The organism is Paenibacillus sp. AK121 (genome assembly GCF_019042715.1).
GTDB classification, from domain to species: Bacteria; Bacillota; Bacilli; order Paenibacillales; family Paenibacillaceae; genus Paenibacillus; species Paenibacillus polymyxa_C.
In genome coordinates this window covers 120627-142162 of record NZ_JAHPJM010000009.1, presented here as the reverse complement: position 1 = coordinate 142162, position 21536 = coordinate 120627, and the positions used below count along the sequence as shown (strand labels likewise).

Here is a 21536-nt window from a genome sequence, read left to right as displayed (position 1 = left end):
AATTATAATACCTGGAGTTAACACGAGGTCAAGTGAATCCTAGAGACTCAACATCAGACTAATGAAATGCTGGTGTAGTCGAACGAATAAATTTATAAAAGTGAAAAGGATAAGTTGAAAGGGAAGAATACTGCCTTAGAAGATCAGCGGTATTGAGGAGCAGATGATTTTTAAAATGAGCTTGCACCGCTGGTCTTAGCGAGTATTGATTTCTTGCAATATGAAAATCTACGCATTACTGAATATTCGAACAGGCATGAAAGCGAAATTCATGAGGGGTTAATCCACATCGTTCCTTGAAGATTCGATAGAAATATTTCATATCATGAATACCGACTTCAAGTGCGATCGTTTGAACGCTCCAATGAGAATCTAATAGTAAGCTACAACTCTCGTGAATACGAATATCCTGCAGCATTTTGGTGTAGGTCATTCCGCTGGCTTGTTTAAATTTGCGTTGAAATTGCCGTGAGCTAATTAAGAATTGCTTGCAAATTTGGTCAACAGACAACGGATTTTTATAATTTCTGGTTATATCATCAATCGCATACTGAATGGGATCGGTTATGATTGGCTTGGAAACATGAGCTATTTGTTGCATGGCGTGGCTGATATGTTCTAATAAATCGATTAAGTATAAATAAAGTTTATATCTAAATCCGGTGGATTTACATTTTTGCTCCATTTCAATAGTGTACATAATTTTAGCAAATTCTTTTGCATTTTCTCGAACTTGAATATAGTCAGTACATTCCCGAAAAAGAAGAGCCAAACGATAGAAATCCTCTTGAATTTGGCTATCAGCAGGCTCTCCGGGCAATGTTAGTATTTGCTTATCAAAAAGACAGTTCATAACCTCAAGCGGTGTATGATCTGTTGTATTACTCTGAACAAAGAGATGTTCTTTTCCATAAGGGATAAAAATAATATCTCCCTTGGAAACGGACAACGTTTGCGTAGAAAATTTTAGTGTACCGTTACCTTCCTTGATATAAGAAATTTCGTAAAAATTATGAGCATGTTTTTGAATATTTCCCTCTATTTGGATAGGACAAAGAGAAATTGGAGTCCCATTTGTGAAATTATGGTCTAAATAATATGCCTCTTCGCTAACCAATGCGATCCCCTCCTTTGTTGGTAGAAAGCACACCATTTTTTAGTCATAAATTTTATTATATCAATTTTTAAGATGTATTCAATTGGTACAGGTCGTAATTGCCCATAAGCTGTCGCTCATGACCATTTAAGTGATAAATCGAAACTATTAAAATTTTAAATATAAATACAAAGGAGGATGACATGATGAGTGTTAGTTTAACTACAGAACTTCCAGAAGAAAAAATGCCTTATTTACTGCGTAGCGGGGATGGAAGAAAGTATGTATTTGGTCAACAGGTAGCTGCTGTTATTGCCGATTTTAAAAGCACTGGGGATGTACTCGAATTAACGACGATTTCAGGTGGGAAAGGAGAGACCTTTCCGCTGCACAAGCATAAAGATGCTTTTGAATCTATCTATGTAATGGAAGGTAAAATTGAATTTATGCTCGATGGAGTGAACCATTTGTTGACTGCCGGAGACTATGTTCACATACCTCCTGGAATCGCTCATGCATATCGAATGGCTGGACACCGAAATCGCTTTGCTTCCTATTCGATTAAAGGTAATCTCACAGCAATATATGAGCTTTTGGGAGAACCATATTCATACTTTGAACATCCAGTTACAACGATGAATACGTATTCCGAGAGCCAATTGACTGAAGCTTCCAGTAAAGCAGACATTGAATTCCTTCAAGATGCTGTTCAATGGGGAGAGTATAACTCGCCTAAAGGAAGCCATAATCCAAGATGCGTAGCTCCTTATGTTCTGGAAAATGGAGAGGGAGACCGGCTACTCACTGGAGACCAGCTTCACAGAATTTTAGCCACTCAAGAAAATACGAATGGGGAATACATTTTTGTAGCTTCTGATGGCCCGAAAGGGGACCCTATCGTTGAACATTTTCATAACCATCATACGGAAACATTCTTCTGTGTGCAGGGACAAATGACGATGTGGGCAAACGGAGAGGAAGTAAAATTATTTCCTGGAGATTTTCTTCATGTACCTGCAGGAACACTTCATTCATACAGACTGGACTCTCATTATACGAAAGTCGTAGGTATGTTGGTATCTGGATTGTTCGAACCTTTCTTCCGGGCATTGGGTGAGCCGCACGAAGCGTACACCTTTCCAACAGAACCAGGTCCGCTGCGTATGGATCGTGTAATGGCTATTATCGACGAACTTGATCTGAACGTGGTGGCTAAATCTCCGCTCGATCGTAAGTAGGGAGGACGCAGTGTCAGCTAACAGTCGCATCAAACAATCTGAGTCATATGCCATCATCTGGATACTTGCATTTGCAATGGTGATTTCAGTGATGAATTCAACCATGTTTAATGTCGCTCTACCTTCATTACGCCAAGAATTTAAATTATCCTCTTCCCAAGTAAGCTGGGTTGTAACAGCATATATCATTATTTATGCTATCGGATCAGTGGCTTACGGAAAATTGGCGGACATGTTTAGGTTGAAAAACCTAATTACCTTTGGATTATGTTGCTTTGCTCTAGGATCTATAGTTGGCTTTTTTTCTTCTAATTATTGGATGGTTATTGTGAGCAGAATTTTACAATCCATTGGGGCATCTGTTGTTCCGGCCTCTTCTATGTTGATCCCGATTCGCTATATCTCTATCGCAAATCGGGGCAAGGCTTTGGGGATTATTTCTGCTGGAATGGCTTTAGGGACGGCAATAGGTCCAATTATTGCTGGCTTTGTTATTGGTTTTGCAAGCTGGCGTTACCTGTTTTTAATCTCATTTTTAATAATTGTTACAATTCCTCTTTTCAGAAGGTATTTAATAAATGAAACACCTTCAAAAGGAAAAGCTGATCTCATAGGAGGTGTTTTGCTTGCAGCTTCAATTACGCTGCTGCTACTCTCCATTACTGGTCACAGCTTGAGCTATTTCGCGGCTACGATCCTTATATTCGTATTGTTCATTATTCGCATTAACAAAACAAATGAACCCTTTATTGATCCGACCCTTTTTAAAAATACAAGATATACGATAGGGTTGATTATCGCTTGTATGGTTCTTACTCTTAATTTATGTGTTCCGTACTTGATGCCGCAAGTGTTAAGTTCAATACATCACTTATCTTCTGTAAATACAGGACTGGTAATGTTTCCCGGTGCTTTGATTGCTGCATTGCTTGGATTGGTAGGTGGGAAAATCGCGGATGCAAAGGGCAACCGCTTTGTATTCTCATTGGCATTCCTGCTTCAAGTAATCGCATATCTCATCTTAGGTGTATTTATAGACACGGTTCCTACATCTATTTCGATCATCTTAATTCTAGCGAATACTGGATTAACGTTGGCTCAGATTACAATGGCAAATACCATCTCTCGAACATTAAGCGGTAAGCAAACCGGAGTTGGTATGGGCATCTATATGATGGGAAGCTTTATGGCAGGGGCTATCGGAACGTCTATTCTAGGATCCGTGCTTGATCAAGGAGCGCAAAGTCAAAGTGTGTTCAGCTCTATTTTTTGGATTATGGGCATATGGATCATAGGGTTTGCTATTTTTTATTTTACAGTTTTCCGTAAAGAAGCCTCATCCGTTTAGCGGCACATATAGTAATTCCATAACCAATGTTCATTATAATAATCGCCAGGCTGTGCCAAGAGTATTTTCATTCCGATGGCAAAATGATAAAAAGCTACTGACCTTCATATGTCAGTAGCGTTTTAATTGTTTCAATAACAAACGAGGAAGAGGTGTAAGCCTTATGAATCGAACCAAGCTTAATAGCGAATTATTTTTTTCGGTAATTGCTCATTTTGTTGCTAATGAACTGGCGGTATCTCAATGCTTACCTGTCCGCCGCCTGTCTGGGTGGAGTTGGTGATGATCAGCTGTCCGCCATGTAGGTTCACAATGGATTTTGTTATATACAGACCCATGCCGTAATGTCCAGTTAATCTTCTGGACGAGTCGCCCATATAAAATTGCTCCGCGGCCTGTTTGAGGCCTTCAGGAGAGAAGCCTGGGCCTTCGTCTACGATGCTTAAACGAATACACTCTTCGGCAGACTCCGCAGTCAGCCGGATTTCGCTATATTCCGGCGCTTGCTCTACCGCATTAGAAGCAACATTCATGATGGCTCGCTCAAGCAGAACGGGGTCTACATACAACGTACTAGGGAGGTTGTATGTAGCAAATACGACAGATATTTTTCTGACAGCGGCCAGAGCCATTACCTGATCTTTTATCTTAGTTAGATAAAAGTCAGTATCTATCGTTTCCGCCTGCAGGGTGGCTACTGTTTCCGCTTTTGAAATTTCAATAAGAGTCTTAATATACTGCTCCATTTGCCTGGTGCTCTCCGCTATATAATCGGTATAGTTTTTTTGCTCCTCCGATTGATCGGTTTCGGACAGCAACTCTACGTTTCCGCGAACGATAGTGAGTGGTGTTTTGACATCGTGTGCCAGGGCGGATATTTGCTCACGACGGGATTTTTCGAGATTCCATTGTTTCTGAAGCGAAGTCTTTAACGTTTCTTTCATTTTATCCATAGAATGGAGCACCCGATCGATCTCCATCACACCACTGAGCTGAATTGAGAAGTCCAGGTCCTGTGCCTGAATTTGCTTTGTAGCCTGCTGCAATCCACTCATTTTGCGCGTCAGCTTTCGTCCGAAGGAGGAAGCGAGCAGGGCTCCTCCCCCCAGGAAGGCGATACAAAACACGGCAAAAAAGGACAATTCCGCGTTCGGCAGATATTGACGTAGAATAGGAAGTTCAAACTGCGCCGAGACAGAGTAGCGCATCACAGTAACTTCATTATTATGTGAAACTTTTACATAGTTATAGGGAAATTGATAGGCAGTATTGCTCTGCTGCGTAACACTCCAAGCGGCTTGAGTCTGCTTTTCAGAAAGATTTCCCTCAATGTGGCGGCCTTCCGAAGTGAATGACGCGTATCTATATAGTTTCTGCCGAGAATCCGGCTGTAGGGTCTTGCCAGCTTCAAGGATTGCCTTATCCTCCCGTACCTGATTCTCAGCATAGTTCGCGGGAAGAATGGTTCCACAAGACATCAGGATATAGAAGATGAGGACCAGGAACAGCGCTAGCGCAATCGTCCCGATACAGAACATAACTAAATAACCCAGAAAAATGGTTCGCAGTTTGGTTGTCTTATGTGCTTGCTGTATTTTGGCTACTTCCATCGGTACCCGATCCCCCAAACTGTCTCCACTGGCGAAACCTCTACTTTGCCAAGCTTGGCCCGGATATTTTTGATATGCTCCACGATGGTGGCGGAGTCGCTGTCTCCATCAAAGCCGAAGACGGCTTCGTAAATCTGCTCTTTAGAGAACACTTGACCCCAGTTCAGAGCTAGAAACTTACATATCTCATATTCACTTTTGGTAAACGGGATTACAACATTTTGAACGGTGATTTCCTTACCCGACAGATTGAAATGAACTTCCCCGATGCAGAATACATTACGCCGTTCACGATTCTCTCGTCGGAGATGGGCGTTGACTCGAGCGCGCAGCTCTCCAGCCCCAAACGGCTTGACAATATAATCGTCGGCTCCTTCCCCAAGGCCCAACATTACATCGTTCTCCATGGATTTTGCTGTAAGGAACAGGATCGGACAGTCTACCTTGCTGCGAATTTCCCGACAGAGTGTGAATCCGTCCATGCTCGGCATCATCACGTCCAGCAGGATGAGGTCAAAGGCTCCAAGCTGCATGGTGAGAACCTGTGGGGAGGTGGAGACTACCGTGACAACATGGCCATCTTTCTGCAAAATATTTTGAAGTAGTGCCAAAACGGCGGGTTCATCATCAACGGCCAACAAGTTTGCCATGCTTTATTCACTTCCCTTGCTTTCTTTCTCTAATCTTTACTCGGATGAATTTTGTCCTTCCCAACGACCAATCCATAACCCTAATAATACCATGATGACTAAGGTCCCTACTACGCAATATCTGATTCCCAAATCAAGCTGTATAGTTTCAGGGATAGAATCTGCTGAGCTTACGCCGTATTGCACCCAGATCGTGATGAAGCGGGCAGCCCAAGCAGAGGGGATGAATATCCAATTATTATCACCCAGCCCTGTTAGAAGCAAAGCGGACAATAGACTCTCCATGATGCCCAGACCGATAGAAGCTCCTTTACCGAATCGCAAACTAATGAAAAAATGCAGAATATAAAGGAATACACTCGACATAAACAGAATGCAGGCAGCCAACACATAAAACTTCAAGCCATACGGGGACTCTTTCAACAGATATATATAGCCAGCTCCAAAGCCGCCTGAGGCAAGCAGCACACTACCAAATCCCAAGCACAGAAGCAGGCTAAGCTTGCTCAAAAAAGGTAACAACTTCACCGGCGAGGTCAAGAGGTGTTGGAAATTTCCAGCGACTGACTCCTGCTCAACAGCAATGGAGCATACAATACCAATCATGGTAGGAAGAGCCACAGCCAGGACCTGCAAATAGCCGTCTATCTTCGAAATCGGTGAGTATGGAGTGAAGGAATAATAGGCTAGAAAGATTGCTATGCCTAAGAGTGGCACAAGCAGCTGCACCAGCAATAAGGGCTGCCTTCTAAGTTTGAGCACATCAGATTTCAGATTGCGGAAGAAAGATATCATCTTACTTAGCCTCCCGTTTACGGAAAGACATGGCCGTCAGCACTGACAGAATCATGAATAGACATACTGTGATCAACAGGCCGGGAACAATTATGCCTCTATCCAAAAGTGGATCTCCTGAAGGAACGGCAAGCCCATTAGGCAGCACTTGAATGACGGCGCACATCAATCGCGCTGGAATAGCATAGGGTACCGCCCACCATACAGAAGACGTAGCGAACAAGACGGTGCAGGCTACGTTGCCCAGCATGTTGATGATTAGGGTGGCAAACATGCCTATTCTATCCGTTAGGAACAGGCAAAGTGGAACTTGCCACCAAAAGGTGATGAAGAGTAGCAGAGTTGCAGCGACGCTTTCTGCTAGTGTCACGGAAGTTGAGAATACGAATCCGCCAAGAGTTATCCCTATAAATAGGATAATAGAGGAAACCATTAAGAGCCTTACGCAAACCCCGATTTTACCGTACCATACCCGAGCCAAATCTACAGATATGCCAAGGACAGCACGGTATTTCAGCTTCTTGCCATCCTTTTGGATCACTCCTGAGCACATTAAGGTGAGGGCACCTGGTAGCAGCATGAAATACCACCAATTGTAGCTGGCGCTTTGGAGCATACGTCCCCCCATGAGCACGGTACACAGAGTAAGAGTAACGATGGGGGCAAGCCAGACCAACTTTTTCGTGAAGGTGCGCTTTAATTTTAGATGTTCGGCGGCTATGTATTGCTGCATCCTACTCACCTCCCTTTCGATATTTCTGTGCAATCTGCATGAACAACGATTCCAGGTTTTGCCCTGGAGTGACCGTCTCTTGATAAGCTAATACGCCGCCGGCAATGATACCAACATGGTCAACGATTTGTTCGACTTCGGATAAAATATGACTGGAAAGAATTACGGTAATTCCTTGCTTCGGGAAGGAGCGAATTAGCTCACGTTGCTCCTGAATACCAATGGGGTCTAGTCCATTGGTTGGCTCATCTAGGATCAATAGCTTGGGATGATTGAGGAGAGCAATCGCAATGCCCAGCCGTTGCTTCATACCCATCGAGAACTGGCCGGAGCGCTTTTTCCCGGTATGGGTCAAATCAACAATGCTCAGCACTTCATCAATCCGCGAATCAGGTAGTCCAAGCAACGTTGTGCGAACCTTCAGGTTCTCTCTAGCTGTCAAATTCTCATAGAGTGGAGGAGTTTCGATCAGCGCGCCGATCTGAGCAAGATCTTTTCGGGACCAAGGTTTCCCTTGAAATAAAATCTCACCGGCTGTCGGGCGTAGCATACCGGTTAGCATTTTTAAGGTAGTTGATTTTCCTGCCCCATTTGGCCCGAGCAATCCATACACGGAATTCTCCTGAATAGACAACGCGACGTTGTTCACTGCCTGCTGTCGTCCAAAGGTTTTGCAGAGATTTTTAGTCTGTAAAATAATATTATCCATATCAGTTCATCCTTTTCATTCGTTCTGACAACTACTTTACAGATCAATTCTAAGAACTTTATAAGGATTGAAATATTAATGTTTCAAACTTTATGCATTCATGCAGTATTCGCTATAATGGATACAGTGATTTAGGAAAGGGATGTAATCATGGAGAAGGTTATCGTAATCGGATCAGGAATTCTGGGGGCATCGACAGCATACCAGTTAGCAAAAATAGGCGCTGATGTCATTCTTGTAGACCGCAAAGATAAAGGACAGGCGACTGATGCAGCTGCTGGCATTATCTGTCCCTGGCTATCACAGCGACGCAATCAGGCTTGGTACCAGCTAGCCAAAGCGGGCGCACGTTTTTACCCCGGGTTGATTGAAGAACTCAAAAGCGAGGGAGAAACAGAAACTGGCTATGCTCAAGTTGGGGCTCTCAGTATTCACGATGATTTGGAGAAAATCAAAAAAATGCAGGAACGGGCACACTTACGACATACAGATGCACCGGAAATCGGTGAAATTACGCAACTAAATGAAAAGGAAACCCATGAACAGTTTCCTTTATTAGAAGATCGATATCATTCTGTTCATATTAGCGGTGCCGCTCGTATAGATGGTCGTGCGCTACGTGACGCGTTGATCCGATCAGCCCAAAGAAATGGGGCAACCCTTATCCATGGGGATGCTGTGCTTCAATATAATTCCGACCATGTAACCGGAGTAACGGTCGATGGACATAGTTTTTCGTCTGACGTAGTCATTGTTTGTGCTGGTGCATGGGCCAATCAACTGATGCTGCCTTTGGGCATTCGCTTTAAAGTTAGTTTTCAAAAGGCACAAATCATGCATTTGCAGATCCCTGCCGGACAAGATACAGGCACCTGGCCTGTAATCATACCGCCTTCTGACCAGTATTTGTTGGCGTTTGATCAACAGAAGATCGTAATAGGTGCGACTCACGAAAATGAAATCGAAGGCTACGATACAAGAGTAACAGCAGGTGGAATGCAGGAAATCCTAAATAAAGGTTTAGAATTAGCACCTGGTTTGGCAAATAGCACTTTTCAGGAGGTAAGAGTCGGTTTCCGTCCTTTTACCCCCGGTTTTCTACCGGTGCTTGGAGCTGTGCCTGGCTGGAACGGCCTTATAGCTGCCAATGGGCTTGGAGCATCCGGGCTAACCATGGGTCCCTTTATTGGAAGCCAACTGGCAAAGTTAGCACTGGGGATGGCTTTGGATATCAACATCGATGATTATGATATTCGAAATGCTATTGATGAAGATTGATCCTTGAAGCTGGACAACAGTAGATATGCATAAGAAGCCGCCATACTGGCGGCTTTTCTAATAATATAAGTTCTTTTCCTGGCCCAAAGATAGAGCTTATGTCGATTTTTAAGGTTACTCGTTTCTATTTTAGTCTTAGACCTAGTAAAACCCCGCTACGTAGGAACAAGATTAGTGACACACCGAAACAAATCACAGAAAACAGGCTAACGGAAATAAAACCACCGCTGTGCGCGTATAGCATTCCTGCTGTGAAAGAGCCAACCATTGTTCCAAAATACATAGAAGAATTGGCAAGTGATGAAACTGTTCCGCGTGCTGTGGCAGATAAGGTTTGAAGCATACTCATCATAAGCGGGAAAATCATTCCAAGGATAAGGAAGATCAGAAAATATGTAATTTCGACATAGGTCACACTAGGTAAATAGGGCAGAAGCAAATAAAGCAGACCGATGAAAATTACGCCATAGATCAAAGAGTGCTTAGGCCCCACTTTGTTAACTAAGCTACTCCCAAATAAGCTGCTGATCGTATTTCCTAAACCAAGGAATAATATCACTGTGCCAATATTTGCAACATTGAGGCTGAATTTGTCGGACAGCCATGTGCCAATAAAAGAGAAGGCAGCAAAATTTCCGAGTTGGAACAGGAAGTAGGCCAGAAAAGCGACCTTAGGTGTTGACCCCTGCAGCAATGAACGGTATCTGTTCCTAATCGAGAGAGCCTTTTGCTTCTGTATAGAAGGAGGCAAGGCGGGCAAGAGAACAGCAGTCCAAATAACGATCAGGAAGGTGCAGCAACCAATCATAATAAAGGGTGTTTGCCACCCGGCGGTAGCGAGATAGCTGCCAATGGGCACGCCTAGCATTTGGGAAAAAGCTAATCCTGCGGTGACAACTCCCATGGCTTTTAACACTTTATGTGGTTGAACTAACTGAGGAATGGCTGCCCAAACTTGAGGTGAGGCAAAAGCGGCACTAATGCCAGCCAATAAGCGAAAAGCAAACATGGTCCAAAAATCAACGGCAAAGCCGCAAAGTAGAGTGAAGATACCAAAACCAAGTAAGCCGAACAGTAGTACTTTTTTTCGATTCCATGCATCTGACAACGGTCCTGCAATTAAGGCAAACAGAGCATACCCTAAAGCATAGGCTGAAACAATCCAGCCCGATTGTTCGATAGAAATGCCGAAGCTTTCACGAAGAATAGGTAGAAGAGGCGACACAATGAACGTATCTGTACCAATGAAAAACATGATCAAGAAAAACAAGGTGATAATTTTATTCAAAACGAAACCCTCCATTTGTTCTATAGTTCGAATATTTTCGAATAATAGAAATATAGCATTCCAATATGCTATAATGCAACTATAATTCTTTGTTAGGCAGGTGAACGGATCTTGAGAACGCTGTATCATCCCAACGTAATTGAAATTACTCTACCTACAGTTTTATATGCTCTAAGTGACCCCATTCGGCTTAATATCATCCAGATTTTAGCCCAAAAAGGGGAGCAATCCTGTAGCTCGATAGATATTTCAGCTCCAAAGTCAACCTTGTCTCATCATTTTAAGGTTCTTCGGGAATCAGGGGTCATTCATACGAGAATAGAGGGAACCCAACGCTTTATCTCTATCCGTTACGATGATTTGAATGAACGCTTTCCTAGCTTGCTGTCGGCCGTACTGATGGGCTTGAAGCAATAATAGAAAAAGGTCTAGTTAGCATAAAACTAACTAGACCTTTTTTGTCGAAGAACAACCATATATAATTATAAATTGCCGCTTATTTTGCAGTTAGAGAGAAGCTGAACCCTCTACACGTCATTCATCATGTCGTTGAGATGCGAATTCTCCAACGATTGTGTCAGGGTTTGCATATTTTTCAAGTAGTCGATTTTATAGATACAGGAGTAAATCACGTTTAATACATAGTCAAAGGCAATTTGCGACGAAAAAGTACCAATCTTGGCATGCTTTACTTCGTCATTAGGCACCTGGATACATATACTACTTCGTTTGGCCAATTCACTTTGATTGGTAGCTGTAATGGTGATAAAAGGGATGTTCTCACGCGTAAAATGTCGTGCCGCTTTTAAAAAAATCGGTGACTTACCGTGGTAAGTTAAGAAAATAGCGCAATCTTCTGAAGTTAGATTAGCCGTATGGTAAGCCCATTCAGACAGCTCCGTGGCTATAACCACATACTTGTTGATTTTTACTAATTTATTCTGAAAACTTTTTGCTCGGATTTGTGAATCGCCTAACGCATATATAAAGATCCTATTTGCTTGATCCAGTAACTGGGCTGTTTGTGACAGCAAGTGATCATCCATGAATGTAAAGTTTTTTTCAATCGTTTCCTTCATTAATTCAGCAATTTCTTTCGCCACTTGAAGTGGGGTTTCATCAAACCCGAATGGATAGTTGGGGTCTACATTGGAAATATTCTGGGTATCTTGCTGGAATTCCCGAGCGAGTTTTATTATAAACTCCTTGAAGCCGGATAGCCCAAGTTTGTGAATTAATCGATTAATGGCGGAATGCGAAGTATACGTAGCTTTGGCAAGCTCCTGAATATTTAAGTGCAGGATCGATTCCTTGTGGACCAAAATGTAGGAAGCAATACTTTTTTCGTTTGGTGTAAAGTTTTGCATTTCTGATAATTGCATCAGTATTTTCAACAGGTTCCCCCCGGTTCAATTGAAATAACGTTTGATAAAAGATACCCAATAAACATTTTGTTTAAAAACAAGCCGTCATGCTTACAAATATTCGGTTAAATGTACCGTTTTGATGGCAAATTATTTACGATCGACGTTCTTCTACTATAATAAATGAAAAAGAGCCTAGGGGGAATTAATATGCTTACCATCGGTTATATTGGGAATGGCAAAAGCACCAATCGGTATCATCTTCCTTTTTCATTGACCAGAGATCATTTGAAAGTAAAGACGATCTACGCCCGTAATCCAGATAAAGGGGAGTGGGAGAAAATTCCTGGCGTGCAGTATACAGATCATCTTGAATCTTTAATGAACGATAAGGAAATTCAGTTGATTGTTGTCTGTACACCTGTAGAATCCCACTACACTTATGCGAAAATGGCACTCGACCACGGAAAAAATTTACTTATTGAGAAACCCTTTATGTTAACGAAAGAAGAAGCAGTGTCCATCTTCCAATATGCCAAAGAGAAAAATCTGATTATACAGTGCTACCAAAACAGACGATACGATTCGGATTTTCTCACTACCAAGAAGGTCATTGAATCAGGAAAACTCGGTGATTTGTTGGAGGTGGAAATGCATTTTGATTATTACCGCCCTGAAACCCCCAACTCCACCTATCATTTTTCCAAATATAACAGTTACCTCTATGGACATGGCGCTCATACCATTGACCAGGTTCTTTCCTATTTTGGGAAACCTGACACGATCCATTACGACGTGCGCCAATTGCTCGGTTCTGGAAGAATGAATGACTATTTTGATCTGGATTTTTATTATCCCTCACTCAAGGTATCCATTAAATCCAGCTTTTTTCGTTTAAAAGAGCGGCCGAGTTTTGTAGTATACGGCAAAAAAGGCGTTTTTATAAAGCAGACAAAGGATCGTCAGGAGGAGCATCTTAAATTATACTATCTGCCTAAGGGACACGCCGATTTTGGCATCGACCAGCCTGAGCATTATGGCATTTTAACGTACCTGGATGATGATGGTCAGTACCATGAAGAAAAAGTTGTTTCTGAAAAAGGAGATTATGCCCGAGTGTATGACGATCTCTATCATTCGATCATACACGGCAAAGAAAAAGCGATTACAGATGAAGAAACCATAATCTCAATGGAAATACTTGAGAAGGGTATAGAGGAGTGTAACTAGGATGAAATTGGGAATTGTCGGAGCAGGAATGATCGTAGGGGATCTATTGAGCTTTATTCAGGAAATCCCGACGATCTTATTAAAGGCCATTTGTTCTAGGCCTAGCCATGAAGAGAAATTACTAGCTTGGCAACATAGATATGGAATCTCTCAGATTTATTCGGATTACAGCAAAATGCTGATGAATAATGACGTAGATACTGTCTATATTGGTTTGCCTAATCATCTCCATTATTCATATGCCAAAGAAGCATTACTGAGTGGTAAACATGTCATATGTGAGAAGCCTTTTACATCCAATGTGCATGAATTTCTAGAGCTAAAAGAAATTGCTCAGCAAAGAAAACTGGTATTGGTGGAAGCTATTACGAATCAATATTTGAAAAATTATTTGTCCATAAAGGAGTATCTGCCTAAACTTGGCGAGATTAAAATAGTTGAATGCAACTATTCTCAATATTCATCCCGGTATGAGGCTTTTAAAGCGGGAGTAATCCAGCCTGCGTTTAATCCGGAAATGTCTGGCGGAGCCTTGATGGATATCAATTTATACAATATTCATTTTGTTGTTGGCCTCTTCGGGAGCCCTAAGAAGGTAGAATATTTGGCGAACATGGAACGTGGAATTGACACTTCAGGCATACTGCTGCTTGATTACGGCGATTTTAAGTGTGTTTGCATAGGTTCAAAAGACAGTACGGCACCCAATGTAGTGAACATTCAAGGCAATAAAGGCTATGTACACATGGCGAGTTCAGCTAATATATGCGATTATTTTGAATACACTCCTAATAAGGAAACGCCCATCCAGGTGGACCTGAAAGATCATTCGCATCGTATGTATGACGAATTCGTTGAATTCGAACGTATCATCCGAGAAAACGATTTGGAAAAAGTCTCGGATATGCTTGAACATAGCGAAAAGGTCATGAATGTCATCGAGAAGGCCAAACAGTCGGCCAATCTTGTGTTTGGTCCCGATAAACATAATCTTTAATGCTTGTACCTGAAATTGAAGAGGCAACTCGCTCGAGCTGCTTCTGACTCATGGATTTGAGAGTAGCAGATAGATACGTCTGCTACTCTTTTTTTGCCCAGATTCACAATTTCCGGTCCAAAAGCATGCCAATTTGCTCGGCCATCCTCTTTCCGAAGTTCATCTATTACTGGACAAGTACACTGGAGGGAAGGTAAAAGTGAGGGCTTAAACGTAAAAGGACCTGTTTTCGGGTGCCCTCAACCAACTATGATATTTTCCTCAAAATATTCGCACCAAATCCACTGCTTTGGTATGTTTTGACGAGATCACCAAGTCATACAGAAAAGCCCAAGATACCGCTGCCCCTGTTCGTTCCACGGGGGACATCATACCATTGTCCGCTGACTTCCACCGCCCCGGTCGGATCATAAGTCACTTCCCCTTCCAACACATTGGTCCAATTATGACCACTGCCGTTGTCGCTTAATCCTGTCCACCAGATCCTATTGTTATTAAGGTGCCGAATGTAGTACACGCTTCCATCGTTGCCTCGCCAGATTCCCGTCATATCCGGTTCCTGCCGAGTCGCTTGTGCATTAACAAAAGACTCCCGATTGTGCATAAGCCTGCAATGAGTTAGCGTAGGTACCAGATTGTAGTACACAAGTAGCACTCCTCTATTTTTTTTATTTGTTACAACATATGCCGACACAAAACAATTGAACCTAGGCAAATGCGATTTGAGATTAGAAATCTCAATGGTCTGATTCGAATAGTTAGGCGAGAGCAAATTGATGAATGGAATATGATGATTGATATGAACAGCAGAGGGATTTTGTATGGAATTGCAGCTGATTTGCCTGCGATGCGGGAACACAAATCGGGACACATCATTAACTTGTCTTCTATTGCTGGACATAATGTCTACCCAGACAGCACTGTATATTGCGCGATTAGGCATGCAGTCAAGGCTGATGAGTATGAGATATACGGAGGAGTTGGAGAGAAGAACAGGCCTATGATCTAATTCTTCATAGCTGTGGAGATTGAATTGATGGAATACCTTTTTTTCAGAGAGTCGTACCAGGTAAAATCATCGAATTTATACGAAAATGATTTTACCCGGTATGACGTATTTAAGATCAATAGCACCAATCATAGCGTTCTAACTAAAGTCTATCTCTCAATGAAACTTATACATCTCAATCACGAGGAAGTCTCTTTAGTTAGAGTAAATAATTGAGATGAGAAATCATATTTCTCCGCAATATTAAAATCCTGGTCAGCCTTATAAGACGGGGTGAGTATAAGTCCGATGTTCATTAACTCGCTGCCTGTGAAACGTCGATCCAGTTCTTCCACGAAATATACTGCCATTTCGTCCAGTCCGATGAGCTTTAGCCGTGAATAAGCTGCATTGGGGCGTGAGAGTACCTGGTACCAGCCGACGAGAGCATGCTCACGTTCTGCATCAATGGTCATCCAAGCTGTCTCATTTTTTTCAAAGGGACTTAGCAGACGGTAAAACGTTCCCTGGGTAACTAATCGTTGGTGACGTTTATACAGTTGTATTTGCTTTTTGATTATATTGCACTCTTCCTCGGTTAAAGCTAATGGATCAAGTTCGTAACCGAATACACCGAAGTAGGCGACATTTGATCTGGTTTGCAGCGGTGCGGTTCTGCCTACCTGGTGGTTCGGAATGGTTGACACATGAGCACCCATGCTGCTAAGCGGATAGGCCATGGAAGTGCCATACTGAATCTTAAGACGTTCAATAGCTTCGCTATCGTCGCTCGTCCATGTTTGCGGAGCATAATAAAGCATCCCTGGATCAAATCGTCCTCCACCGGAAGCACAGGACTCAAACAAAACCTCAGGGTATTTGGTAATCAGTTTCTCATATAAAGCATAAACGCCTAGGACGTAACGATGGAAAAACTCGCCCTGTCTTTCCTTGCCCAGAGATAATGAATAGGCTTCTGAAATGCAGCGATTCATATCCCATTTTACATATTCGATATGAGCAGAAGAGAGCACGTCATCCATTAACTTAAACAAGTAATCCACAACAGGCGGTTGAGAATAATCAAGAACATACTGATGCCGTCCATGCTTGCGTTTACGCCCGGGTGTTCCCACAACCCAATCCGGATGTTCCCTCATAATATGAGAGTCGGAGTTAACCATTTCCGGCTCAAACCAAAGACCGAATTTCATACCAAGCTCATTGATCTTCTTTGCCAAATTCGAGATTCCGTTCGGTAGCTTTTCACGATTTTCAAACCAGTCACCGAGTGAGGAGGTATCATTGTTTCTTTGACCGAACCAACCGTCATCCAAGACAAAGAGCTCAATCCCTAGTTCACTTGCTTTTTTTGCCATATCCACTATTTTCTTCTCGGTAAAATCAAAGTAGGTACCCTCCCAGTTATTGATCAATACAGGTCGTTCCCGTTCAGCCCAGCTACTACGAATTAAGTGTTTATTGTACAGGCGATGGAACGCCTGGCTCATGCCGTTCAAACCGCTCTGTGAGTAGACCATAACTGCTTCAGGTGAATAAAAACATTCTCCAGGCTTCATAGTCCAGCAGAATTTGTCAGGATGAATACCGAGGCTCAGTCGGGTAGTTGAGTAGCTGTCCACTTCCGCCTGGGCAAGAAAGTTTCCGCTGTAGACGAGATTCACTGCATATATTTCTCCTTGGTGTTCCTGAGATCCCGGTTTGGCAAGCGCCAAGAATGGATTGTGAATATGACTACTAATTCCTCGTGTGCTCCCAATGGACTGAACACCTGGTCTGAGTGGTGTACGCTCCACATGTCGTTCCCTACCCCATGCCCCCGACAAATGAATAATTTCATATTCGGAGTCAGGAAGATCAAGGCTCACGCTCATAAGACGATTGACTCTTAGAATACTATTTCCGGAATTCGTTATGGATACGGATCGCGTGATTACAGGCAGTTCACTGAAGATGGTGTATGCAAGCACGGCAACCGCTCCTGTAAGGGAATCGGTCAGCGTGATCAGGAGTGTCTCTGCTTCATTTGCTTCCTTACAAAACGTAGCAGGGAGATGGGGGATTTTAGGTTTCCCCGTGATGACCTCGTAACGGTCAAAGATGAACTCCATGACATGAGAACCGTCCTCCTGTATGATCTCAACTGCTGGTTCTCTAAAGTCTCCACTTCCCGAAGAAGGGAATTCCTGCTTGATGCTTTCCAATGATGTTACCAAGTCACCATCAAATTCACCGATAGACACAGAGCGGTAGCTTCGTTCAATAAAACGGTCATATTGACCTAGGTACTCCATTTTTTTGCCATAATACAAATGCTCCAATTGCCCGTTCTCCATGACACGGAAAAGATAACTGCAGTATTTGTTCGTTAAGTGAAATGTACGTTCCTTTGGGTTAACTTGTATACTAGCCATGTACATAGCCCCTTTCAAAATATAGCAGACCTGTTGAAAGCGTTATTATCGAATTCAGCATAACAAAGCCAGGGGGAGAAAATACATTACTTTTTTTAAGCGTATTATGGGAAAAACAAAGAAACCTTCAAAGAAAATCTATAGTTAGATCCAACCTTTTTTCTAGGCATTTGTCATCCTTAACTTATGCTATACTGATATATTAACAAACATAGATTCTATATTGGGCAAAGTACGGGGAGGGTGCGAATGGGCCAGAATACGATTCAGGATGTAGATACACAACCCAGTTCAGAGCATGAAAATATATCGGATCTGATTCTATAAAATTGTGGGATAGGCGCATATAGGGAACAATTTCTTTGGTTTTGCTATATTAATCTATAAAAATATTGGTATTTGGAAGCGGTTTTCTTTGCTATCGTAAAATTATTGGTTTTTTCCTGCATGGTATTTTTAACGATTGTAGGAAGAATACTTTTTACGGGAGGAGAACCGCACGTGGATTTCATAACTTCCTTTATTCCAGCTGTCGGCTGGGGAGTCATGCCGATATTGGCGTATATGACTAAAGCCAGTCCCCGAGAACAGCTGACAGGTACCGTTATTGGTGCTGTGCTGTTTGCCCTGTGCTTGTATATCATTCATCCAGCCTCATTAGCACCGATTCCTTTCGTGGTAAGTTTTATATCCGGTATTTTCTGGGCTGCTGGACAATTGCTCCAGTTTCGATCTTTCAAAAAAGTAAGCGTATCCATCGCCATTCCTGTAATTTGCGGTCTACAGTTGATAGGGACGACGTTATTTGCCGCACTTATCTTGGGTGAATGGATAACAGGTTACCAATATGGGATGGGTGTTGGTTCTCTTCTGTGTATTTTAGCGGGAGTTCTATTGACCAGCTATCAGGGCAAGTCTGCTGGGCTGTCTAAGCCTATGCCGTTACGAATTATCATGATGCTGGTTTGCTCCGGGTTAGCGTTAAGCAGTTATGTAGTTATCAATCAGTACTTTAATATATTTGGGCTGTCCGTCATTCTGCCGCAATCGCTCGGGATGTTATGCTCGGCCCTGGTCATAAATTTGAAAGGCAAACATCGGCTACGCTTCTCTCCAGTGCTTCGCAATTTGTTTACAGGATTGGTTTGGAGCATTGCTAATCTAGCACTATTTATTTCCAACGGTCTGATCGGCATGGCGGCTAGTTTTCCGATCTCTCAAGCGAGCATTGCAATTGCTTGTGTCGGCAGCATTTTAATATTTAAGGAAAAGAAAAGTCTTTATGAATGGTTAGCTATACTTGTGGGAATTACGGTGCTGATGATAGGAGTAGGAATGATTAGCCTGCTTAAGCCCTAGAGAGAATTTGTGGAGAAAAAAGCCTATATATCAATAGGGCACGCTTTTCGGGATTGACAGAGGTATAGCAGCATGAGAAAATGTACGCGCGTACATAAAATGATTGGAGGTGGGCAATATCGTTTCGCGCAAGGAAGTAGCAGAACTCGCTGGCGTGTCTGAAGCGACGGTGTCTCGGGTATTGAACGCGACCGGTCCTATCAAGGAAGATACGCGGAAACGGGTCCTGGACGTTGCCAATCAACTTGGATATGTTCCCAGTGCATTGGCCCGCAACTTTGCCCGAAGCAAAAGCGGCCATCTTGGTGTGGTTATGCCTTATGTCCCGAAGGCGCACCTGTTCTCTGCTTATTTTTTCTCCGAGATGCTGAGCGGTATCGGTAACAAGGCCAGAGACAGCGGGCTCGATCTACTACTATTATTCCGAAAACCGGGCGAACGGATGGACTACAGCAGTCTTTTCCGTCAGCAAAAGGTCGACAGTTGTATCATCCTTGGAGCAAGGGATGACCACGATGAGGTGGAGGCTCTGAAGAGACTTCAGCAAGAGGGGCGACCGTTCTGTGTCATGAATCACCATTTTGAAGGGCAGTCGTTCTGTGAAGTGGATGCAGACCATGTAGAAGGAAGCCGGGCGGCTGTAAGTCATCTCATTGAGCAGGGATGCAAGCGGATAGCCTTTCTCAACGGTCCGGATATCTATTCCAACAGTACTGAGCGATTGAAGGGTTATCTCATCGCGCTTCAGGAGGCTGGTATTGAATATGACCATGAGCTGATTCTGGAAGGCAATTACAGTCGTCGAAGCGGGCTCGAAGCGTCGGCTACAATCGCAGACAAATTAGATGATATTGATGCCGTATTTGCGGCGAACGACCGGATGGCCCTCGGTGTAATGCAGGGTCTCCGTGAGCGCGGGCTGGCAGTTGAGCGGTTTCCAGCGTTTGTAGGCTATGATGACTCGGATGCAGCTGAGATGGCTGTTCCGCCACTAAGCAGTGTCCGTGTTCCATTTTATGAGATGGGGGAACTTGCAGCCTCGAAGCTTATACCCGATTCTCAGGATCTCACTCCGGCTCTGGAACTGACTGGGTGCGACTTAATCAGAGAACTCCTGTCCACAGAGCTGATTATTAGGGCGTCATCCATTCGTCAATAACACTATTCATCAATAATTCGTTGAAACTCATACCCATAAGGAGGATCACGACATGTCTAATCGTCTTCGTATTGGAATGGTTGGCTACAAATTTATGGGCAAGGCTCACAGCAACGCTTACCGTAGTCTACCCATGTTCTTCCCAGATGCCCCGCTGCAACCAGAGATGTCCGTTATCTGTGGACGTAACGAGCAGGGGGTTCAGGCAGCTGCCCGCCAGTTCGGCTGGAGCGAAAGTGTTACGAATTGGCGTGATCTAGTGAAACGTAACGATATTGATCTTGTTGACATTAACGCCCCGAGTAATGCCCATAAGAAAATTGTCATTGAGGCTGCCCTCCATGGCAAGCATCTGTTTTGTGAGAAGCCGCTTGCGCTTTCATTGGCGGATTCCCGTGACATGCTGCAAGCAGCAGAGAAAGCAGGGGTCAACCATATGATTGGCTTCAACTACCGCTTTTCTCCGGCTGTCCAGCTGGCGAAGCAGCTCGTCGAAAGCGGTCGCCTGGGCAAGATTTATCATTTCCGTGCCTTTTTCCTTCAAGACTGGATTATGGACCCGTCCTTCCCGCTGGTATGGCGGTTGCAAAAAGAAGTGGCCGGTTCTGGCTCTCATGGCGATCTTGGCGCCCATTTGATTGATCTCGCTCGGTTTCTGGTCGGCGAGTTCCACGAAGTCATCGGCATGAGCGAGACGTTCATCAAACAGCGTCCGCTGGCTACGGAGATGAGCGGATTGAGCTCCAAAAGGAGTACCGAGGCCAATGCACCGATGGGAGAAGTGACGGTTGATGATGCCACGTTGTTCCTAGCACGCTTTGCTGGAGGTGCACTGGGCAGCTTTGAGGCCACACGCTTTGCAGCCGGACATCGGAGCACAAATTCATTCGAAATCAACGGTAGTCTGGGCAGTGTGCGGTTTGATTTTGAGCGGATGAATGAGCTGGAAGTGTATTTCACACAGGATGAGGAAGGCGTTCAGGGCTTCCGCCGCGTGCTCGCCACCGATCCGGCACACAAGTATTCCGAAGCCTGGTGGCCTGCAGGACATACAATTGGATTCGAGCATACCTTCACCCACGAGATGCTTGAGATGTTGAGTGCCATCTCCGAAGGGCGGCAACCTTCGCCGAACTTCCACGACGGGGTCGCTTGTCAGGCTGTGCTTGAAGCAGTAGAACGATCTATAGAGGAACGCCGTTGGGTATCCATTGAAGAAATGTAGGTTAACAACACATTCCGAAAGGTGAGTGGATTAC

At 43.6% G+C, this 21536-nt stretch carries 20 protein-coding genes; 10 read left to right on the top strand and 10 right to left on the bottom strand.

Annotated features, from left to right (window positions below; genetic code table 11):
* Positions 1-235: 235 nt before the first annotated feature.
* A complete protein-coding gene (locus KSP24_RS17045) occupies positions 236-1117 on the bottom strand; it encodes a helix-turn-helix domain-containing protein (RefSeq protein ID WP_216975935.1) in 882 nt (293 codons plus the stop codon).
* Positions 1118-1302: 185 nt separating this feature from the next.
* On the opposite strand from KSP24_RS17045, the gene KSP24_RS17040 reads away from it, so the two are divergent.
* Positions 1303-2334 (top strand): quercetin 2,3-dioxygenase, encoded by a 1032-nt coding sequence (locus KSP24_RS17040; RefSeq protein WP_216975933.1) that lies wholly within the window; start codon positions 1303-1305, stop codon positions 2332-2334.
* 10 nt (positions 2335-2344) lie between these two features.
* The gene (locus KSP24_RS17035) at positions 2345-3682 is read left to right on the top strand and encodes an MFS transporter (RefSeq protein WP_216975930.1); all 1338 of its coding nucleotides are present in this window, start codon (positions 2345-2347) and stop codon (positions 3680-3682) included.
* Positions 3683-3903: 221 nt separating this feature from the next.
* Here the strand turns inward: KSP24_RS17035 and KSP24_RS17030 are convergent, their stop codons facing one another.
* Genes KSP24_RS17030 through KSP24_RS17010 form a run of 5 tightly spaced genes read right to left on the bottom strand, consistent with a single transcriptional unit; the run spans position 3904 to position 8179 of the window.
* Positions 3904-5292 carry a HAMP domain-containing sensor histidine kinase gene (locus tag KSP24_RS17030; protein WP_216975928.1) on the bottom strand — a complete coding sequence of 463 codons (1389 nt, stop codon included), beginning with the start codon at positions 5290-5292 and terminating at the stop codon, positions 3904-3906.
* On the bottom strand, positions 5283-5942 hold the full coding sequence (locus KSP24_RS17025; protein WP_064964122.1) for a response regulator transcription factor: 660 nt from the start codon (positions 5940-5942) through the stop codon (positions 5283-5285). Before KSP24_RS17025 ends, KSP24_RS17030 begins: the two co-directional genes overlap by 10 nt.
* Before the next feature lie 36 nt (positions 5943-5978).
* Positions 5979-6737, bottom strand: coding sequence for a lantibiotic immunity ABC transporter MutG family permease subunit (locus KSP24_RS17020; protein WP_216975926.1), 759 nt, complete (start codon positions 6735-6737; stop codon positions 5979-5981).
* Position 6738: 1 nt separating this feature from the next.
* Positions 6739-7470, bottom strand: a complete 732-nt coding sequence (locus KSP24_RS17015; RefSeq protein ID WP_064964120.1) for a lantibiotic immunity ABC transporter MutE/EpiE family permease subunit — start codon at positions 7468-7470, stop codon at positions 6739-6741.
* Between the two features lies 1 nt (position 7471).
* Entirely contained in the window at positions 7472-8179 is a 708-nt protein-coding gene (locus tag KSP24_RS17010; RefSeq protein ID WP_064964119.1) for a lantibiotic protection ABC transporter ATP-binding protein, read from the bottom strand.
* Between the two features lie 150 nt (positions 8180-8329).
* On the opposite strand from KSP24_RS17010, the gene KSP24_RS17005 reads away from it, so the two are divergent.
* Entirely contained in the window at positions 8330-9457 is a 1128-nt protein-coding gene (locus KSP24_RS17005; protein WP_058830831.1) for an NAD(P)/FAD-dependent oxidoreductase, read from the top strand.
* A gap of 124 nt (positions 9458-9581) precedes the next feature.
* Here the strand turns inward: KSP24_RS17005 and KSP24_RS17000 are convergent, their stop codons facing one another.
* Positions 9582-10745 (bottom strand): MFS transporter, encoded by a 1164-nt coding sequence (locus KSP24_RS17000; protein WP_064964118.1) that lies wholly within the window; start codon positions 10743-10745, stop codon positions 9582-9584.
* A gap of 111 nt (positions 10746-10856) precedes the next feature.
* Here KSP24_RS17000 and KSP24_RS16995 point away from each other — a divergent pair, with 111 nt between their 5' ends.
* Entirely contained in the window at positions 10857-11162 is a 306-nt protein-coding gene (locus tag KSP24_RS16995; RefSeq protein ID WP_216975924.1) for an ArsR/SmtB family transcription factor, read from the top strand.
* Positions 11163-11272: 110 nt separating this feature from the next.
* Here the strand turns inward: KSP24_RS16995 and KSP24_RS16990 are convergent, their stop codons facing one another.
* Complete coding sequence (locus KSP24_RS16990; protein ID WP_013371333.1) at positions 11273-12139, bottom strand: MurR/RpiR family transcriptional regulator; 867 nt, start codon at positions 12137-12139, stop codon at positions 11273-11275.
* A gap of 180 nt (positions 12140-12319) precedes the next feature.
* On the opposite strand from KSP24_RS16990, the gene KSP24_RS16985 reads away from it, so the two are divergent.
* Together KSP24_RS16985 and KSP24_RS16980 are read left to right on the top strand one after the other, a co-directional pair.
* Entirely contained in the window at positions 12320-13339 is a 1020-nt protein-coding gene (locus KSP24_RS16985) for a Gfo/Idh/MocA family oxidoreductase (protein WP_216975922.1), read from the top strand.
* Between the two features lies 1 nt (position 13340).
* Entirely contained in the window at positions 13341-14336 is a 996-nt protein-coding gene (locus KSP24_RS16980; protein ID WP_216975920.1) for a Gfo/Idh/MocA family protein, read from the top strand.
* 316 nt (positions 14337-14652) lie between these two features.
* Here KSP24_RS16980 and KSP24_RS16975 read toward each other — a convergent pair whose 3' ends face one another.
* Positions 14653-14982: a hypothetical protein gene (locus KSP24_RS16975; RefSeq protein ID WP_064964114.1), complete on the bottom strand. Its 330-nt coding sequence runs from the start codon at positions 14980-14982 to the stop codon at positions 14653-14655.
* Positions 14983-15051: 69 nt separating this feature from the next.
* On the opposite strand from KSP24_RS16975, the gene KSP24_RS16970 reads away from it, so the two are divergent.
* On the top strand, positions 15052-15345 hold the full coding sequence (locus KSP24_RS16970; RefSeq protein ID WP_025678519.1) for an SDR family oxidoreductase: 294 nt from the start codon (positions 15052-15054) through the stop codon (positions 15343-15345).
* Between the two features lie 179 nt (positions 15346-15524).
* Here the strand turns inward: KSP24_RS16970 and KSP24_RS16965 are convergent, their stop codons facing one another.
* Entirely contained in the window at positions 15525-17759 is a 2235-nt protein-coding gene (locus tag KSP24_RS16965; RefSeq protein ID WP_216975918.1) for an alpha-galactosidase, read from the bottom strand.
* Between the two features lie 501 nt (positions 17760-18260).
* Here KSP24_RS16965 and KSP24_RS16960 point away from each other — a divergent pair.
* The 3 genes from KSP24_RS16960 (at position 18261) to KSP24_RS16950 (ending at position 21502) form a co-directional block, all read left to right on the top strand.
* Positions 18261-19118 (top strand): GRP family sugar transporter, encoded by an 858-nt coding sequence (locus KSP24_RS16960; protein WP_216975916.1) that lies wholly within the window; start codon positions 18261-18263, stop codon positions 19116-19118.
* 103 nt (positions 19119-19221) lie between these two features.
* Positions 19222-20277, top strand: coding sequence for a LacI family DNA-binding transcriptional regulator (locus KSP24_RS16955; protein ID WP_080683406.1), 1056 nt, complete (start codon positions 19222-19224; stop codon positions 20275-20277).
* 52 nt (positions 20278-20329) lie between these two features.
* The gene (locus KSP24_RS16950) at positions 20330-21502 is read left to right on the top strand and encodes a Gfo/Idh/MocA family protein (RefSeq protein ID WP_216975914.1); all 1173 of its coding nucleotides are present in this window, start codon (positions 20330-20332) and stop codon (positions 21500-21502) included.
* Positions 21503-21536: the final 34 nt, after the last annotated feature.

Bases quoted from the DNA above. Each gene is read 5' to 3' on its own strand.
- KSP24_RS17040 (WP_216975933.1), top strand. From the start codon at position 1,303: ATGAGTGTTAGTTTAACTACAGAACTTCCAGAAGAAAAAATGCCTTAT.
- KSP24_RS17030 (WP_216975928.1), bottom strand. From the start codon at position 5,292: ATGGAAGTAGCCAAAATACAGCAAGCACATAAGACAACCAAACTGCGA.
- KSP24_RS17025 (WP_064964122.1), bottom strand. From the start codon at position 5,942: ATGGCAAACTTGTTGGCCGTTGATGATGAACCCGCCGTTTTGGCACTA.
- KSP24_RS17020 (WP_216975926.1), bottom strand. From the start codon at position 6,737: ATGATATCTTTCTTCCGCAATCTGAAATCTGATGTGCTCAAACTTAGA.
- KSP24_RS17015 (WP_064964120.1), bottom strand. From the start codon at position 7,470: ATGCAGCAATACATAGCCGCCGAACATCTAAAATTAAAGCGCACCTTC.
- KSP24_RS17010 (WP_064964119.1), bottom strand. From the start codon at position 8,179: ATGGATAATATTATTTTACAGACTAAAAATCTCTGCAAAACCTTTGGA.
- KSP24_RS17005 (WP_058830831.1), top strand. From the start codon at position 8,330: ATGGAGAAGGTTATCGTAATCGGATCAGGAATTCTGGGGGCATCGACA.
- KSP24_RS16985 (WP_216975922.1), top strand. From the start codon at position 12,320: ATGCTTACCATCGGTTATATTGGGAATGGCAAAAGCACCAATCGGTAT.
- KSP24_RS16980 (WP_216975920.1), top strand. From the start codon at position 13,341: ATGAAATTGGGAATTGTCGGAGCAGGAATGATCGTAGGGGATCTATTG.
- KSP24_RS16970 (WP_025678519.1), top strand. From the start codon at position 15,052: ATGCGATTTGAGATTAGAAATCTCAATGGTCTGATTCGAATAGTTAGG.
- KSP24_RS16965 (WP_216975918.1), bottom strand. From the start codon at position 17,759: ATGGCTAGTATACAAGTTAACCCAAAGGAACGTACATTTCACTTAACG.
- KSP24_RS16950 (WP_216975914.1), top strand. From the start codon at position 20,330: ATGTCTAATCGTCTTCGTATTGGAATGGTTGGCTACAAATTTATGGGC.